Here is a 16,572-nt window from a genome sequence, read left to right as displayed (position 1 = left end):
CCCTCGTACTGGACGTACTCGGGTCTGTGCCTGGCGCGGTGAGAGTGCGTGCATGGCGTCGCGGGGCAGACGGGAATTTGACGACAGGGCCTAGGGCTCCGCCCTTGAGGGGATATGCGGCGCTGCCTGTGACGGAGGCGGCGGACGCCACGGTCTTGATGCCGTCCTGAGCGAGATTCGGCACCTTGGAAACCGTGTCTGCGGGGACAGTGGCCGGATGCGTGGTCTCCGCCGTCGTTGGAGTCATTACGAGCCGACACTTGCACGCAGCACGCAGCACGCAGCACGCAGCACGCAGCACGCAGCACGCAGCACGACGCCAGGGTCACGTCTTGCCTGATCAGCTGATGGATACTGACTGCCTGATAGAGATCACACGGTCTCCGGCCCGGAGGGTCGCGGCCTGCGGCTCGGTGTAGTCGAAGACTGCGTTCCCGCGTACGACGGCCACGATCAGATCCGTGCACTCCCGAGGCGATCGACCAACCTCATCCTTGGTCACCGGTCGCTCCGCGAGATCCAGTCCACTTCCGGAGGTCATCAGATCCTCCAAAGCGTCTGCGGCATGAGGGCTGGCCATGGACACACCGAGGAGACGTCCTGCGGAGCTGGAGCTGGTAACGACCGTATCGGCGCCGCTCTGCCTCAACAGCGGTACGTTCTCGTCTTCCCGCACCGCGGCGACGATGGCCGCGCGCTTGTTGAGCTGGCGCGCGGTAAGGGTGACCAATGCCGCGGTGTCGTCGCGCTCAGGGGCAACGATCACCCGGGCAGCACTCTGCAACTCGGCCTTTCGAAGGGTGTCGGAGCGGGTGGCATCTCCGAGTACCGAAACCAGCCCATCGGTGCCGGCGGCCTCCACGATCTTCCGCTGCGGGTCGACAACAACGATCTTGTCCTTGGGGATGCCCTGCCCCAGAAGCGTCTCGATGGCGTGCCGGCCTTTGGTCCCGTAGCCGACGACGACCACGTGATCCCGCATGCGGGAGCGCCAACGATGCACCCGCACCTGTTGGCGGGTGCGCTCGGTGAGCACTTCGAGCGTGGTCCCGACCAGGATGATCAGAAAGAGGACGCGCAGCGGGGTGATTACCAGGATGTTGGTGAGCCGGGCAGCGTCGCTGACCGGGGTGATGTCGCCGTATCCGGTGGTCGAGAGGGTGACGGTCGCGTAGTACGCGGCATCGAGGAAGTCGACGCCGCCGTCTGAGTTGTCGTTGTAGCCGTCCCGGTCGAACCAGACGAGAAACGTAGTGACGGCCAGCACCAACAGGGCCATGGCCAAGCGCCGTAGAACCTGCTGGAGAGGCGGCACGCCGCTCTCGATGGGCATGGTGATCGAACGTCCGGCCTCGGCGTCGTCCAGAGCCTCGGCCCGTGACCGGTACCAGAGAGACCGGAGAATCGAGAACCTCCCGGTCTTGGACGGTGGTTGCTTCTCGTCGTTCATCGCTTGCCCCCTGCGACGGTGATCCAGCCGGCGTGGTGACCATGATCTCGGACGACGCTGCACCGGTGTTGAACCACAGAACCCGGCACGTCCCTCTCCTGGGTGGCTTCGGACGTATGCCGGGTGAGGTTCTGTTCGATGAAGATCAGCCAAAGCCTCACCGGGCGGTTCGGTGTGTCCGCTGGTACTGAAGCTTCGTCTCGGGGCTGAAGATGTCCTCCCGGGCCGGTTGCACAAGGTCGTTGTCCATGCCCATAAGGTACTTTCGGGAAACTGATGGAGGGCGACTTTGCGCGACCACACCGTCGTTGTGGGGTTCGGGACCAAGGGGCGGTCGGCGGTGCGGACCGTTTGTGCGACCGGGCTGAAGAAGGAGCAGGTCGTGGTCGTCGACCCCAGCGCCAAGGCGGTCGACGCGGCGACGGCCGAAGGGTATGCCGCGGTCGTCGGGGACGCGACCCGCAGTGATGTGCTGATGCGGGCCGAGGTCCACAAGGCGCGGCAGATCATCATCGCGACCCAGCGCGACGACACGGCCGTGCTGGTCACGCTGACCGCACGCCAGCTCAACCGGCAGGCGAAGATCGTCGCCGCGGTGCGTGAGGAGGAGAACGCGCCGCTGCTCAAGCAGTCCGGCGCCGACGCCGTCATCACCAGTGCCAGCGCGGCCGGACGGCTCCTCGGGCTCTCCGTGCTCAGCCCCAGCGCCGGCATGGTCATGGAAGACCTCATCCAGCAGGGCAGCGGGCTCGACATCGCGGAACGGCCGGTCGTGAAGGCCGAGGTGGGCAAGGGCGTACGCGAGACGGACGACCTGGTGGTCAGTGTCGTACGGGGGCATCGCGTGCTCGGTTACGACGATCCGGCCATCGGGAAGCTCCGGTTGACGGACCGGCTGATCACCATCGTGCGGGTCACGCGCGGCACACAGGTGGCACCGCACAGCCGACCGCTGCCCCAGGACTGAATCCTCGGGGCTGAATCCTCGGACTTCCGCGGACACCCACCCAGCGTGCCGGGACCACGCGACCACCCTCGTCGTCGTCCGCCGGGTCGAGCGCCGCGGCAGCGCGCCGCGGACGGTGCCCGCGGGCTTCTCACGGTGTGACAGGGGTAGCGTCAGCTTCATGAAGGCAGTGACGATCACCCAGCCCGGCGGCCCCGAAGTGCTCACGTGGACGGATGTGCCGGACCCCGTTCCCGGGCACGGAGAAGTTCTCGTCGAAGTAGTGGCCAGCGCCGTCAACCGCGCCGATCTGATGCAACGGCAGGGCTTCTACAACCCGCCGCCCGGCGCCTCCGCGTACCCCGGACTCGAATGCTCGGGCCGGATCGTCGAGATCGGCCCCGGAGTCTCCGGATGGGCCGTCGGCGACGAGGTCTGCGCGCTGCTCGCGGGCGGCGGATACGGCGAGAAGGTCGCCGTCCCGGCGGGACAGCTGCTGCCCGTTCCCGAGGGCCTGGACCTCAGGCAGGCGGCCGCGCTGCCCGAGGTGACCTGCACTGTCTGGTCCAACGTCTTCATGGTCTCCCACCTGCGCCCGGGCGAGACCCTGCTCGTGCACGGCGGCTCAAGCGGCATCGGCACCATGGCGATCCAGCTGGCGAAGGCCGTCGGTGCGAAGGTCGCCGTCACGGCCGGTACCAAGGAGAAGCTCGACTTCTGCGCCGAACTCGGCGCGGACATCCTCATCAACTACCGCGAGCAGGACTTCGTCGAGGAGATCGAGCGGGCCACGGACGGCTCGGGCGTCGATGTCATCCTCGACAACATGGGCGCCAAGTACCTCGACCGGAACGTGCGGGCCCTCGCGGTCAACGGACGGCTCGCGATCATCGGTCTGCAGGGCGGCGCCAAGGGAGAGCTGAACATCGGCGCGCTCCTCACGAAGCGTGCCGCGATCAGCGCCACCTCGCTGCGCGCCCGCCCGCTCGGGGAGAAGGCGGCGATCGCCGCGGCCGTGCGCGAGCACGTGTGGCCGCTGATCGCCTCCGGCCATGTACGGCCGGTCGTCGACCGCGAGCTGCCGATGAGCGAGGCGGCGACGGCTCACCAGGTCCTGGAGGAGAGCGGCCACATCGGCAAGGTCCTCCTCGTCGTCCCCGGCAAGGAGTAGGCAAGGACTGGGCAAGGACTGGGAAGGGACTAGAAGGGGACGAGGGGCCGTTCCCGGCAACGACTGCGACACCGAAGCCCGGCGACCCGGTCCGGGTGCCCGGGCGATCCGCTCAGCCGCGTCGCAGGCGCAGGGCGAGGAAGGCGAGGCCCAGGCCGAGGCCGATGAGGATCAGCCCGCCGCCGAGAGGCAGGATCTTGAGGACCGGTTCGGGGGTGGTCGCCGGGCCGACCTCGTCGTGCTGGACGGGCACGGCCGCGGGCCGCGACGGCTCGGGGGCACCGGTCGCCTCCGGGCGGTCCGACGCGGCGTTCTCCCCGGCGGGGTCGCGGTCCGTGTACGTCGGCACGGTGTCCTCGCGGCTCCCGCTCCCGTCCTCGTCCGGCGCCGAGGGCTCCTCGCGCCCTGGACGCCTACGGCCCTCGCCCGCGCTGCTCCCCGCGCGGGATGCGCCGGCGCTCGGAGCGGGATCGGCGGCGTACGACACCGAGTGCGGGACGGCGCGTGAGACGGCGTACGAAGGGGATACCGCGCCGGTCGTCAGGACGAGCAGCAGTCCGGGCACACGGAGCACGGTGAGTCGTGGAGTCACGTGGGTGACCCCCTCCCGGTGAGGAGTCCCATGATCAATGGGGCAAGCCTCACATGACCTACCCTTCCCGGCATCTCGGCGGTCACCTGGACGGTGGATCACGCTGCATGGGGGGCACCACCGTGATGGGGTGGAGGTGTGCGAGAGAATGGCGGCATGGAGATGCCGAGGAACGAAAGGTCGCCGGAGAACCCCCAGATCCTGGTCGTGGGCCAGGACGGGATGGCTCTCGGCGGCACCGGAGACGAGGACTCCCGCGAGGTCCCGGTGACAGAGATGGTCGAACAGCCCGCCAAGGTCATGCGTATCGGGAGCATGATCAAGCAACTTCTCGAAGAGGTGCGCGCCGCGCCCCTGGACGAGGCGAGCCGGGTCCGGCTCAAGGAGATCCACGCCAGCTCCGTGAAGGAGCTGGAGGACGGCCTGGCGCCCGAGCTGGTCGAGGAGCTGGAGCGGCTCTCGCTGCCCTTCACACACGACGCGACCCCCAGCGACGCCGAGCTGCGCATCGCGCAGGCCCAGCTGGTGGGCTGGCTCGAGGGCCTCTTCCACGGGATCCAGACGACTCTGTTCGCCCAGCAGATGGCGGCGAGGGCCCAGCTGGAGCAGATGCGCCGCGCGCTCCCGCCGGGTGTCGGCGGCCTGGACGGCGACGAGGACCCGCGCGCGGGCGGCCGCTCCGGCGGACCGTACCTGTAGCCCTGGGCGACCCCTTCTCACGAAACGGGCCCGGCACGTGAAGTGCCGGGCCCGCCTTATGGGTATTCATGGGCGCTATGGGCGCTCATGAGTGTTATGGGTCTTATGTGTGGTGGTTCAGGACGGGTTGCCCGAAGAGACGCTCAGCTCGATCTCCGGCATGTTCTTGGGATCGACGTCCACGCCCGCGGAGGGGAACTGATCCATGATCGTGTCCTGGCCGTAGGTGTTCTCGTCGACCTTCTTGATCTTCATCTGCCAGCCAGCGGCCTGGAAGCAGGACTTCACGGACGTCAGGTTCTTGTACTGGAAGTCCGGAATCTGGATCTTGTTCGGGTCGTTGTACGACTCCTGCGGAGACGTGCACTTCTCCTTGTCGATCGTCTTCGACGTGTCCGGACCCTTGTGCCCCGCCACCACGGACGGCGAGGGGCTGCTGCCGCCGCCTCCCTGGTTGTCGCCGCCGCCGTTGTTGTTCAGCGCGAGGGCGGTGATCAGACCGCCGATCGCGACGAGCGCGACCACGATCGAGCCGACGACGACCGCCCTGTTGCCCTTGCGGCCACCGGAACCGCCCGGGACGGAGGTCTGGGGCTGGGGCGCGAGGTGGTACGGCGGCGGGGTCGACATGCCCTGCTGGGGGGCGTACGCCGGGACCCCCGGCGTCGGGTAGCCCCCCTGCTGCGGATATCCGTACGCCTGGGACGGCGCGGGCGGCGGGGTCGGCGCGCCGTAGGGATTGGGCTGGTACGGCGTCTGCACGGGCCCCGGGGCCGGCATCGCCTGGTCCACGGGCGGGAAGACGGCCGAGCCGACACCCGCGCCGCTCGACGTCCTGGCCCCCGGCACGATGCTCGGCGCGGCGGCCTGCAGGGACTGGGACACCCGCAGACACTCGTCGCGCATGGTCTCGGCGCTCGGGAAGCGCTCGTTCGGGTTCTTCTTCAGCGCGCGGGCGATCAGCGCGTCCACCGCCGGGGGCAGCGAGCGGTTGATCGAGGAGGGCGTGACCGGCTCCTCCTGGACATGCGCGTACGCGATGGCCAGCGGTGAGTCGGCCTCGAACGGCAGCCGCCCGGTGACCAGTTGGAACAGCATGATGCCGACGGAGTAGAGGTCGGACCGGGCGTCCACGCCCCGGCCGAGCGCCTGCTCCGGGGAGAGGTACTGAGGGGTGCCGACGACCATGCCGGTCTGCGTCATCGACGTGACACCGGACTGCATGGCGCGGGCGATGCCGAAGTCCATCACCTTGACGACGTTGCGCTTCGTCATCATCACGTTGCCCGGTTTGATGTCCCGGTGGACCAGGCCCATCTCGTGGCTGATCTCCAGGGCCGCCAGCACATCCGCGGTGATCTTCAGGGCCTTGTCGGCGGGCATGGCGCCGTGCTGCGCGATGTCCTGGTCGAGCACGGAGCCGAGCGGGCGGCCCTCGACGTACTCCATGACGATGTACGGCGTCGTCATGCCGCCCAGTTCGTCCTCGCCGGTGTCGAAGACCGAGACGATGTTCGTGTGCGTGAGTTTCGCCACCGCCTGGGCCTCGCGGCGGAAGCGCTCGCGAAAGGCCTGCTCGCGGCCGAGCTCGGTGTGCAGTGTCTTGATCGCGACCTGACGGTCGAGCACCGAGTCGTAGGCGAGGTGCACCGAGGCCATGCCGCCCTCGCCGAGCAGATCACGCAGCTGGTAGCGGCCGCCGGCGACCGCGCCTCCCGCGTACCGGCCCTGTGCGCCGTCCTGGCTCATGTTCTGCGTCCCCCATTGGCGCGGATTGTTCTGCGTGTGCTGCGAGCTGTCCTGCGCGCGCTCCGCGCGGTCGTGCGGTGATCCGCGTGGTGAACTGCGCGGTGAACTGCCCTGTGATCCGTACTGAGTCCGTCTGAGTCCGTGCTGTGATCGATCTGTGTCTCGTTGATCGATTGGCTGATTCCCGGCCAAGTCTGCCGTAGGGCACTGACACGTCAAGCGCGGTGCCCGTTCCGTGACCGTCTGCGAAAGAAGCGTCGCGGAAGCGTTACAGGTGCCGTACGGGCGGTACACAGAATTTGCACGCCGACACCCTGGACAGGTTTCATGGCCGGTCCATCTCACTTCCATCTCGGGCCGGAGCCTTGCGCGAAGCCTGTAGCGTGGCCCGACGGAGACCGTAACAACCACCGCGCAGACCGCGGGCAGAAACGACGGCGAGGACTGATGGCACAGCAGCAGCGCGCTCAGGGCCCGTCCGACCCCGAGGCGACTGGCGGCGGTATGTCAGATGCGCCGGAGATGTGGGGTAATGGCGGACTTGTGGGGGACGGCCGATACCGGCTGACCCACAGACTAGGCCGGGGCGGCATGGCCGAGGTGTTTGCGGCCGAGGACGTGCGCCTCGGGCGCACCGTCGCGGTCAAGCTGCTCCGCTCCGACCTGGCCGAGGACCCGGTGTCCAAGGCCCGCTTCACGCGTGAGGCGCAGTCGGTGGCCGGACTCAACCACCACGCAGTCGTCGCCGTGTACGACTCGGGCGAGGACGTCGTCGGCCACGCGACCGTGCCGTACATCGTGATGGAGCTCGTCGAGGGCCGCACGATCCGCGACCTGCTGATCAACGCCGAGGCCCCCGGGCCCGAGCAGGCGCTGATCATCGTGTCCGGTGTCCTGGAGGCGCTCGCCTACTCGCACCAGCACGGCATCGTGCACCGCGACATCAAGCCGGCGAACGTGATCATCACGAACACCGGTGCGGTGAAGGTGATGGACTTCGGCATCGCGCGCGCCCTGCACGGCGCGCAGTCGACGATGACCCAGACCGGCATGGTCATGGGCACGCCGCAGTACCTCTCCCCGGAGCAGGCTCTCGGCAAGGCCGTCGACCACCGCTCCGACCTGTACGCGACCGGCTGTCTGCTGTACGAACTGCTCGCGCTGCGACCCCCGTTCACCGGCGAGACGCCGCTGTCGGTGGTCTACCAGCACGTCCAGGACATCCCGGTACCCCCTTCCGAGGTCGCGCAGGGGGCGCCGCCGGAGCTCGACGGGCTCGTCATGCGCTCCCTCGCGAAGGAGCCGGACGACCGGTTCCAGACCGCCGAGGAGATGCGCGGCCTTGTCCAGTACGGGCTGCAGATGCTGTACGACCAGGGCGGGCACACCGGCACCTGGAACACCGGCCCGGTCGCCATGCACGAGGGGTTCCACACCCCGGCGTCCGGCTTCGCGGGTACGACCGCGCTGCCGCATCCCGGTGAGTCCGGCACCACGCAGATCCCGGCGCCGATCATCCCGCCGTACGGCAGCGGCGGGGACGACGGCGGCTTCGAGGGGCACGGCAACCACGGCAGCGGCCGCGGCAAGCTGTGGATCCTCGCGGTCCTCGCGGTGATCGCGATCGCGGCGGGCGTCGCGCTCGCGCTCCACAACACCGGTGGCACCGGTGGCGGCGGGAGCGGTACGACCCACTCGCCGACCACCACGCCGTCCGCCAAGGACAACGAGACCAGCGCGAGTCCCAGCGACAGCCCCACGGACACCGCGACGGACGATTCCACGGACGACAACACCAGCTCGGGCGGCGGTTCGGACTACACGCCGTCCTACACGCCGTCCCCGAGCTACAGCAGCCAGCCCTCGAACCAGCCGTCGAACACGGCCACGGACGCGACGCCGACGGATACGACGCCTTCGGACCCGGCGACCGAGACCCAAGCTCCGACGACGCCGGCCGCTCCGACGGACGGCGTCATCGGCGGCGACAGCCAGGGCAGCTCACAGGGTCCTTGAGGGACACCGACGGAAACGCCCTCCACGCGCGCGTGAAGCCCGAAACGGGCGCCACGCGCGCGTGGTGTTCTCCTCCCCCCTCGGTCGCGGTGTTCGCGCCCCGGCCCGGTGTCTCCCCCGACCGGTCGGGGATCAGCCCGCGAACGTCTCGCACACCGCGTCGTACTCCCGCGTCCACCACACCGCCAGCGCCGAGGCCGCCGGGAACTGCGGATCGGCGCGGGTGTCACCGCGCTCGTAGTGCCAGCGCAGCATCCAGAAGTCGTTGAGGCGCTCCCACCACACCCGGTGCACGGCGGCCGCCAGCTCGGCGGGGCCGGCGCCCGCGGTACGCCGGTACGCGCGCGCGTAGGCCCGCACCTTCGCCAGGTCCAGGGCGCCGACGGGACGTACGAAGAAGATCACCGCGGCACGTACGGCCTCCTCGGCGCGGGGATGGACGCCCAGCCGGTCCCAGTCGACGATCGCGGCCGGTTCGCCGTTGCGATAGAGCAGGTTGAAGGGGTGGAAGTCGCCGTGCACCCAGCCCACCGAGCCGCCCTGCGGGGGCCGTCGGTCGGCATGGCGCTCCAGCAGGGCGCGCCGCTCCAGGAGCCGGTGCCGGGCCAGCTCGTCGAAGGCGTCGTACGGGCGGTGGCGGCGCACCCGGGCGAGCAGGCGGTCGATGAGCGCGAAGGTGTCTGCGGGGTCGGCTCCCCGGGCCGGATCCACTCCTTCCGCCGCCGCTGAGCCTCCCGCTCCGGCCTTCGCTGAGCCTCCCGCTCCGGCCTTCGCTGAGCCTCTGGCCCTCGCTGAGCCTCCGGCCCTCGCTGAGCCTCCGGCCCTCGCTGAGCCTCCCGCGCCCGCCGATCCTTCCGTCGCCCCGGTGAAGCCGGTCGGTCTCGCCGGGGCGCGGCCCTCCGTCGGCATCACCCGCTCCAGGCTCGCGTGGACGACGCCCAGGAGCGCCCCCAGCCGCGCGCACTGCTCCGTGGTGAGCTGGCCGCCGTGCTGGTGCCGGCCGTCGATCCAGGGGTGCAGCGCGTACGCGTGGCCCCCGATGACGGCGACGGTGCGCCCGTCGGTACCGGTCAGCGGCGGGGCGACGGGGACGCCGAGGTCCGCGAGACGCTGGGTCGCCCGGTGCTGGCGGGCGATCGCGACGGGGTCGGCGGTCTCGGGGTCGAAATGGTGCTTGAGGAAGTAGCGGCCGCGGGTGGTGCGGAGCCGGTATCCGCGGTTGAGCAGCCCCTGTTCGACGGGGTCGCAGGTCAGCGCGGACCCGGCGGCGTACTGGCGGAGGAGGGCGCCCAAAGGGGGCGCGTGAGACACCGGGGGTGGTGCAGATAGGCGCGGCACGCGCCAGATGCTAGGGCACGGACCGGGCCTCTGACCTCGTGTTTGTCACAGACAGTCGTCTTCGATCACGGGGCAGTCACAGGGTGCTCCGGAACTGGCGTTCCATGGCATCGCCCATGGAATGGACGGTGGAGAACTGGGGCTCGATGCTCAGATGGACCGGGTCGAAGGGCTCGCCGTCCATGAACCGCGGCGCGGGCCCGAACAGCTCCCGGTGGGCCTCGGTCGGCTCCAAGGCCTCGCACGTGCCCACGATCTGCACGGACCACACGCTCTCGCCGGGTCCTGCCGAAGCCAGGTTGTCGGTGCCGTAGGCGACGACGCTGCCGAGGCAGGCCCGGTGGTACCCGCAGCCCCGGTGCAGGCGCAACAGGACGCGGCCGTCCACCACGACGTGGCGGGCGAGGGCGAGGAAGGGCATGGCGCGCAGGCTGGCGGCCAACCGGCCATGGTCGGTACGGCGGAGGAGTTCCACGGCGAGCTCTTCGTCGATGGGCATGCCCCCAATTTCCGGCACTCTGAAGGCCCCGAAAAAGAGGCACCCGCCCCCTGAAGAGGGGCCGAAGGTCCCGAAGAACAAGTAGGGCGGTATCGACGGCGCCGTACCCGGTGACCCGAGTTCAGTCGCACCGAGCGACCCGTGTTCATTGGTGCCGCACTCAGTGGTGCTGCTTCTCCGCCTGGAGGCGCGCCACATAGGCGGCGGCCTGGGAGCGCCGTTCCATGCCCAGTTTGGACAACAGGCTCGACACGTAATTCTTGATCGTCTTTTCGGCGAGATGCAGCCGCTCGCCGATGGAGCGGTTGGTGAGCCCCTCGCCGATCAGGTCGAGGATCTTGCGCTCCTGCTCGGTGAGGTGCCCGAGCTTGTCGTCGTTCCTGGCACCGCCGCCGTGCCGAAGCCGCTTCAGGACCTGGGCGGTGGCCACGGGGTCGAGCAGCGACTTGCCGGCCGCGACATCGCGTACGGCCGAGAGCAGTTCGGCGCCGCGGATCGCCTTCAGCGCATAGCCCGACGCGCCCGCCATGATCGCGTCGAAAAGCGCCTCGTCGTCGGCGAAGGAGGTCAGCATCAGGCACTTGATGTCCTCGTTCTGCGACCGGATCTCGCGACAGACCTCCACTCCGCTGCCGTCCGGGAGCCGTACGTCCAGGATCGCGACGTCCGGGGCCGTGGCCGGGATCCGCACCAGCGCGTCGGCCGCCGTACCGGCCTCGCCGACGACCTCGATGCCGTCCTCCCCTGAAAGCAACTCATGGACACCGCGTCGTACCACCTCGTGATCGTCGAGGAGAAATACGGTAATTTTTCCACTTTCGGGCACAAAGTCAGTGTCACACGCCACCCTTGGCCCTGCCCGGGGTGAACTCTTCCCGTGCCTGGGGTGACCGGGATAACGTGCCCGTGTTCCGGCCCCCTGCGAGGCTGTGACCAGTGCTGTGACCAGCGACTGTTCCCGACCGGCGTGCATTACTTGGAAATCCGACTAATAAGTAGTGGGAAGTCCAACCAAAAACGCAGGTCAGGAGGGGTTTCACAGAATTGTGGAGCACTGGGTAACGTGGCCGTTGCAGGGCGCTCGCCGGGGCACCTGTCACGCCTGTTCCCGGCCGAGTGCACCCACCCCGTGCACGGGTACTTGGAGCAGGCGAGCCGCACTGGCCACCCGGCAACCCCGGGGGCCGGACCGACGGAGGAGCACACGTGACCGTGGAGAGCACTGCCGCGCGCAAGCCGCGACGCAGCGCCGGTACGACCGCTGCGAAAAGCGGCGCCGGTACGACCGGTACGAAGAGCGCCGCGAGCAAGCGCACCAGCGCGGCCGGCAAGAAGTCACCGGGCGTACCCGGCGCACCTGGCGCATCGGGCCCCGGTCCCGAGCTCGTCCAGCTGCTGACGCCGGAGGGCGAGCGGGTCAAGGACGCCACGTACGACCCGTACGTCGCCGACATCACCCCCGAAGAGCTGCGCGGTCTGTACCGGGACATGGTGCTGACCCGCCGCTTCGACGCCGAGGCCACCTCCCTGCAACGCCAGGGCGAGCTGGGCCTGTGGGCCTCGCTGCTCGGCCAGGAGGCCGCCCAGATCGGCTCCGGGCGGGCCACCCGCGAGGACGACTACGTCTTCCCGACCTACCGCGAGCACGGCGTCGCCTGGTGCCGCGGGGTCGACCCGACCAACCTGCTCGGCATGTTCCGGGGTGTGAACAACGGCGGCTGGGACCCGAACAGCAACAACTTCCACCTGTACACGATCGTCATCGGCTCGCAGACGCTGCACGCCACCGGCTACGCCATGGGCGTCGCCAAGGACGGCGCGGACTCGGCCGTGATCGCGTATTTCGGGGACGGCGCCTCCAGCCAGGGCGACGTCGCCGAATCGTTCACGTTCGCCGCGGTCTACAACGCCCCGGTCGTGTTCTTCTGCCAGAACAACCAGTGGGCGATCTCCGAGCCGACCGAGAAGCAGACCCGCGTCCCGCTCTACCAGCGCGCGCAGGGCTACGGCTTCCCGGGCGTCCGGGTCGACGGAAACGACGTCCTGGCCTGCCTGGCGGTCACCAAGTGGGCGCTGGAGCGGGCCCGCCGCGGCGAGGGCCCCACCCTCGTGGAGGCGTACACCTACCGCATGGGCGCGCACACCACCTCGGACGACCCGACCAAGTACCGGGCCGACGAGGAGCGCGAGTCGTGGGAGGCGAAGGACCCGATCCTGCGCCTGCGCACGTACCTGGAGGCTTCAAACCACGCGGACGAGGGATTCTTCGCGGAACTTGAGGCCGAGAGCGAGGCGTTGGGCAAACGAGTACGCGAAGTCGTCCGCGCCATGCCGGACCCGGACCGCTTCGCCATCTTCGAGAACGTGTACGCCGACGGGCACGCGCTCGTCGACGAGGAGCGGGCCCAGTTCGCCGCCTACCAGGCGTCGTTCGCGGATGAAGGGGAGGGCAAGTAGCGATGGCTGCGGAAAAGATGGCGCTGGCCAAGGCGATCAACGAGTCGCTGCGCACGGCCCTCGACGCCGACCCCAAGGTCCTGATCATGGGTGAGGACGTCGGCAAGCTCGGCGGTGTCTTCCGGGTCACCGACGGGCTCCAGAAGGACTTCGGCGAGGACCGGGTCATCGACACCCCGCTCGCCGAGTCGGGCATCGTCGGTACGGCGATCGGTCTCGCGCTGCGCGGCTACCGGCCGGTGGTGGAGATCCAGTTCGACGGTTTCGTCTTCCCGGCGTACGACCAGATCGTCACGCAGCTCGCGAAGATGCACGCGCGGGCGCTCGGCAAGATCAAGCTTCCCGTCGTGATCCGGATTCCGTACGGCGGTGGCATCGGCGCGGTCGAGCACCACTCCGAGTCCCCCGAGGCGCTGTTCGCGCACGTGGCGGGCCTCAAGGTGGTCTCCCCCTCGAACGCCTCCGACGCGTACTGGATGATGCAGCAGGCCATCCAGAGCAACGACCCGGTGATCTTCTTCGAGCCGAAGCGGCGCTACTGGGACAAGTCCGAGGTCAACAAGGACGCGATTCCCGGACCGCTGCACAAGGCGGTCGTGGCACGCGAGGGCAGCGATCTGACGCTCGCCGCCTACGGCCCGATGGTGAAGGTCTGCCTGGAGGCCGCCGCGGCCGCCCAGGAGGAGGGCAAGTCGATCGAGGTCCTGGACCTGCGCTCGATGTCCCCCATCGACTTCGACTCCGTCCAGGCCTCGGTGGAGAAGACCCGCCGCCTGGTCGTGGTGCACGAGGCCCCGGTCTTCCTCGGTACGGGCGCGGAGATCGCCGCCCGCATCACGGAGCGGTGCTTCTACCACCTGGAGGCACCCGTCCTGCGGGTGGGCGGCTATCACGCCCCCTATCCGCCGGCGCGCCTGGAAGAGGAGTACCTTCCGGGCCTGGACCGGGTGCTCGACGCCGTCGACCGCTCGCTGGCGTACTGAGGAGAGGGTCGTGACGACGATGACTGAGAACGCGTCGGGGCTCCGCGAGTTCAAGATGCCCGACGTGGGCGAGGGACTCACCGAGGCGGAGATCCTCAAGTGGTACGTCCAGCCCGGTGACACGGTCACCGACGGCCAGGTCGTCTGCGAGGTCGAGACCGCCAAGGCCGCCGTGGAACTTCCCATCCCGTACGACGGCGTGGTGCGCGAACTCCACTTCCCCGAGGGGACGACGGTGGACGTGGGCCAGGTGATCATCGCGGTGGACGTGGCCGGCGGATCGGCGCCGACCGGGCAGGCCCCCGTCGCCGTGGAAGCCCCTGTGGCCGAGGCGCCCACCGCCCCCACCCCCCAGCCACCGGTCGCCGAGGAACCCAAGCCCGAGGGCCGCACGCCGGTCCTCGTCGGGTACGGAGTGGCCGAGGCCTCCACGAAGCGCCGCCCTCGCAAGGGCACCGAGGTCCCGGCCCAGCAGCCCGAGACGTTCCTGGCGGCCACCGCGATCCAGGGCGAACTCAACGGCCATGGCCACGGGTCCGTGCCGGGCGGGCAGCGCCCCCTCGCCAAACCCCCGGTCCGCAAGCTCGCCAAGGACCTCGGCGTCGACCTGGCCACGATCACGCCTTCGGGTCCGGACGGCATCATCACGCGCGAGGACGTGCACGCGGCGGTCGCACCGGTTCCGGCCGCGGAGCAGCCGGCCGTGACGGCGCCCCCGGTTCCCGCCCAGGCCCAGGCTCCCGCTCCGGTCGTCATGTACGACACGGCGCGAGAGACCCGTATCCCGGTCAAGGGGGTCCGCAAGGCCACGGCCGCCGCGATGGTCGGCTCGGCGTTCACCGCTCCGCACGTCACCGAGTTCGTGACGGTCGACGTGACGCGCACGATGAAGCTCGTCGAGGAGCTCAAGCAGGACAAGGAGATGCAGGGCCTGCGGGTCAATCCGCTCCTGCTCATCGCCAAGGCCCTGCTGGTCGCCATCAAGCGCAACCCGGACGTCAACGCGTCCTGGGACGAGGCGACCCAGGAGATCGTGCTCAAGCACTACGTGAACCTGGGCATCGCCGCCGCCACCCCGCGTGGTCTGATCGTCCCGAACATCAAGGACGCCCACACCAAGACCCTCCCCCAACTCGCCGGGTCCCTGGGCGAGCTGGTGGCCACGGCCCGCGAGGGCAAGACCTCACCCGCCGCGATGCAGGGCGGCACGGTCACGATCACGAACGTCGGCGTCTTCGGCGTCGACACCGGCACGCCGATCCTCAACCCCGGCGAGTCGGCGATCCTCGCGATCGGCGCGATCAAGCTCCAGCCGTGGGTCCACAAGGGCAAGGTCAAGCCCCGCCAGGTGACGACACTCGCGCTGAGCTTCGACCACCGCCTGGTCGACGGCGAACTGGGCTCCAAGGTCCTGGCCGACGTGGCGGCGGTCCTGGAACAGCCGAAGCGGCTGATCACCTGGGCGTGAGCGCGTGAGCGAAGGCGGAGCCGAGCGTCCTTAGGGGCGCGCGGCCCAGCACGACGAAGGGGGCCCGTCGCGGTGAGCGACGGGCCCCCTTCGGCTGGTGTCCGGGAAACTACTTGGCGAAGCCGTAGTTCAGGAGCTTGGTGGCGTCCGTGGCGCGCTGGGTGATCGAGGTCGACGCGAGGACCGTGCCGATGATCGTCTTGCCGTTGCGGGTGGCGGCGAAGACGAGGCAGTACTTGGCCTCGGGGCCGGAGCCGGTCTTCACGCCGATGGTGCCGCTGTAGCTGCTGAGCAGCGTGTTCGTGTTGGTCCACGCCGCCATGGTGCGGGTGCTGCCGGTCTTCGTGACGGTCTTCGCCGTGTACGACTTGGTCTTGACGACCGTGCGGAACGTGGCGCTCTTCATCGCGCTGCTGGCGAGCTTCGTCAGGTCGCGCGGCGTCGAGTAGTTGTTGCCGTTGCCGATGCCGTCGAACGAGTCGAACTTCGTCTTCGTCATGCCGAGGCTCTTCGCCGTGGTGTTCATCTTGCCGATGAACGACTTCACACGGGCGGCACGGGTGGAGCCCGAGCCGAACTTGTCGGCGAGCGCGTAGGCGGCGTCACAGCCGGACGGCAGCATCAGACCGTAGAGGAGCTGACGGACGGTGACCTTGTCACCGACGATCAGGTGGGCGGAGGACGCGGTGTTGGCGACGATGTAGTCGCTGTACGCCTTCTGGATCGTGACCTTGGCGTCGAGGTTGAGGTTCGGCTGCGCGAGCACGACCTTGGCGGTCATGATCTTGGTGGTGGAACCGGTGGAACGCTGGGTGTCCGCAGCCTTGGTGTACAAGGTCTTGGCCGTGCCGTTGTTCATCACGTAGCCGCCGGCGGCGGCGATCGTGGGCGTCGTGACGGCCCCTGCGGGGGCGGCCCCGAAAGCTCCGGCCGCCAGCACGGCGCCGGTGGTGACGGTGACAGCGGCGGCTCGACGGAAACGCGTGCCCTTAATGCCGGTAATCAAAATGAACGCTCCGAATGCGCGAAATGCCCCTGGGAGAACGGCACATGACAGTGCCGTCTTACGTACGGACTCGTGAGGGGCTCAAAGGGATGCACGGAAGGTGGGGTGGAATTATGTGACGTGGATTACGCCGAGAGGCGGGCGTTGACCGCGTGAAGGCTACCGGTCCGCATCCTGGACGACGCGCGACCATGCGTA

At 69.2% G+C, this 16,572-nt stretch carries 13 protein-coding genes and 1 pseudogene; 7 read left to right on the top strand and 7 right to left on the bottom strand.

Annotated elements, in window-relative coordinates; genetic code table 11:
- Positions 1-340: 340 nt before the first annotated feature.
- Positions 341-1,450, bottom strand: a complete 1,110-nt coding sequence (locus tag ABZ656_RS37595; RefSeq protein WP_101399217.1) for a potassium channel family protein — start codon at positions 1,448-1,450, stop codon at positions 341-343.
- 277 nt (positions 1,451-1,727) lie between these two features.
- Between ABZ656_RS37595 and ABZ656_RS37590 the strand changes: the two are divergent.
- Together ABZ656_RS37590 and ABZ656_RS37585 are read left to right on the top strand one after the other, a co-directional pair.
- Positions 1,728-2,417 (top strand): annotated as a pseudogene (locus ABZ656_RS37590) (NAD(P)-binding protein); the annotation flags it as partial.
- 160 nt (positions 2,418-2,577) lie between these two features.
- On the top strand, positions 2,578-3,567 hold the full coding sequence (locus ABZ656_RS37585) for an NAD(P)H-quinone oxidoreductase (protein WP_101399219.1): 990 nt from the start codon (positions 2,578-2,580) through the stop codon (positions 3,565-3,567).
- Positions 3,568-3,679: 112 nt separating this feature from the next.
- Here ABZ656_RS37585 and ABZ656_RS37580 read toward each other — a convergent pair whose 3' ends face one another.
- Positions 3,680-4,159: a hypothetical protein gene (locus ABZ656_RS37580; protein ID WP_101399221.1), complete on the bottom strand. Its 480-nt coding sequence runs from the start codon at positions 4,157-4,159 to the stop codon at positions 3,680-3,682.
- Positions 4,160-4,315: 156 nt separating this feature from the next.
- On the opposite strand from ABZ656_RS37580, the gene ABZ656_RS37575 reads away from it, so the two are divergent.
- Positions 4,316-4,858, top strand: a complete 543-nt coding sequence (locus ABZ656_RS37575) for a bacterial proteasome activator family protein (RefSeq protein WP_054234194.1) — start codon at positions 4,316-4,318, stop codon at positions 4,856-4,858.
- A 117-nt stretch (positions 4,859-4,975) separates the two neighbouring features.
- On the opposite strand, the gene ABZ656_RS37570 is transcribed toward ABZ656_RS37575, so the two are convergent.
- Positions 4,976-6,607 (bottom strand): protein kinase, encoded by a 1,632-nt coding sequence (locus ABZ656_RS37570; RefSeq protein WP_360274239.1) that lies wholly within the window; start codon positions 6,605-6,607, stop codon positions 4,976-4,978.
- A gap of 447 nt (positions 6,608-7,054) precedes the next feature.
- Between ABZ656_RS37570 and ABZ656_RS37565 the strand changes: the two genes are divergently transcribed.
- A complete protein-coding gene (locus ABZ656_RS37565) occupies positions 7,055-8,623 on the top strand; it encodes a protein kinase (RefSeq protein ID WP_101399223.1) in 1,569 nt (522 codons plus the stop codon).
- Between the two features lie 132 nt (positions 8,624-8,755).
- Here ABZ656_RS37565 and ABZ656_RS37560 read toward each other — a convergent pair whose 3' ends face one another.
- The 3 genes from ABZ656_RS37560 to ABZ656_RS37550 form a co-directional block, all read right to left on the bottom strand.
- Positions 8,756-9,934: a phosphotransferase gene (locus ABZ656_RS37560; protein WP_360274235.1), complete on the bottom strand. Its 1,179-nt coding sequence runs from the start codon at positions 9,932-9,934 to the stop codon at positions 8,756-8,758.
- Positions 9,935-10,037: 103 nt separating this feature from the next.
- Positions 10,038-10,460 carry a pyridoxamine 5'-phosphate oxidase family protein gene (locus ABZ656_RS37555; RefSeq protein ID WP_360274232.1) on the bottom strand — a complete coding sequence of 141 codons (423 nt, stop codon included), beginning with the start codon at positions 10,458-10,460 and terminating at the stop codon, positions 10,038-10,040.
- A gap of 160 nt (positions 10,461-10,620) precedes the next feature.
- A complete protein-coding gene (locus ABZ656_RS37550; RefSeq protein ID WP_101399227.1) occupies positions 10,621-11,286 on the bottom strand; it encodes a response regulator transcription factor in 666 nt (221 codons plus the stop codon).
- 380 nt (positions 11,287-11,666) lie between these two features.
- Here ABZ656_RS37550 and pdhA point away from each other — a divergent pair, with 380 nt between their 5' ends.
- The 3 genes from pdhA to ABZ656_RS37535 are packed head-to-tail and all read left to right on the top strand — an operon-like array spanning position 11,667 to position 15,368.
- Positions 11,667-12,917 carry a pyruvate dehydrogenase (acetyl-transferring) E1 component subunit alpha gene (gene pdhA, locus ABZ656_RS37545; RefSeq protein ID WP_101399229.1) on the top strand — a complete coding sequence of 417 codons (1,251 nt, stop codon included), beginning with the start codon at positions 11,667-11,669 and terminating at the stop codon, positions 12,915-12,917.
- A 2-nt stretch (positions 12,918-12,919) separates the two neighbouring features.
- Positions 12,920-13,900 (top strand): alpha-ketoacid dehydrogenase subunit beta, encoded by a 981-nt coding sequence (locus ABZ656_RS37540; protein ID WP_101399231.1) that lies wholly within the window; start codon positions 12,920-12,922, stop codon positions 13,898-13,900.
- Positions 13,901-13,910: 10 nt separating this feature from the next.
- Complete coding sequence (locus tag ABZ656_RS37535) at positions 13,911-15,368, top strand: dihydrolipoamide acetyltransferase family protein (RefSeq protein ID WP_360274227.1); 1,458 nt, start codon at positions 13,911-13,913, stop codon at positions 15,366-15,368.
- A gap of 109 nt (positions 15,369-15,477) precedes the next feature.
- Here ABZ656_RS37535 and ABZ656_RS37530 read toward each other — a convergent pair whose 3' ends face one another.
- Complete coding sequence (locus ABZ656_RS37530) at positions 15,478-16,374, bottom strand: D-alanyl-D-alanine carboxypeptidase (protein ID WP_101399235.1); 897 nt, start codon at positions 16,372-16,374, stop codon at positions 15,478-15,480.
- Between the last annotated feature and the right edge of the window lie 198 nt (positions 16,375-16,572).

It is taken from the genome of Streptomyces sp. NPDC007095 (genome assembly GCF_040634475.1).
GTDB lineage: Bacteria > Actinomycetota > Actinomycetes > Streptomycetales > Streptomycetaceae > Streptomyces.
The sequence above is the reverse complement of the archived record's forward strand: the minus strand, read 5'-3'. Positions and strand labels throughout refer to the sequence as shown.

Bases quoted from the DNA above. Each gene is read 5' to 3' on its own strand.
- ABZ656_RS37595 (WP_101399217.1), bottom strand. From the start codon at position 1,450: ATGAACGACGAGAAGCAACCACCGTCCAAGACCGGGAGGTTCTCGATT.
- ABZ656_RS37585 (WP_101399219.1), top strand. From the start codon at position 2,578: ATGAAGGCAGTGACGATCACCCAGCCCGGCGGCCCCGAAGTGCTCACG.
- ABZ656_RS37575 (WP_054234194.1), top strand. From the start codon at position 4,316: ATGGAGATGCCGAGGAACGAAAGGTCGCCGGAGAACCCCCAGATCCTG.
- ABZ656_RS37570 (WP_360274239.1), bottom strand. From the start codon at position 6,607: ATGAGCCAGGACGGCGCACAGGGCCGGTACGCGGGAGGCGCGGTCGCC.
- ABZ656_RS37565 (WP_101399223.1), top strand. From the start codon at position 7,055: ATGGCACAGCAGCAGCGCGCTCAGGGCCCGTCCGACCCCGAGGCGACT.
- ABZ656_RS37555 (WP_360274232.1), bottom strand. From the start codon at position 10,460: ATGCCCATCGACGAAGAGCTCGCCGTGGAACTCCTCCGCCGTACCGAC.
- ABZ656_RS37540 (WP_101399231.1), top strand. From the start codon at position 12,920: ATGGCTGCGGAAAAGATGGCGCTGGCCAAGGCGATCAACGAGTCGCTG.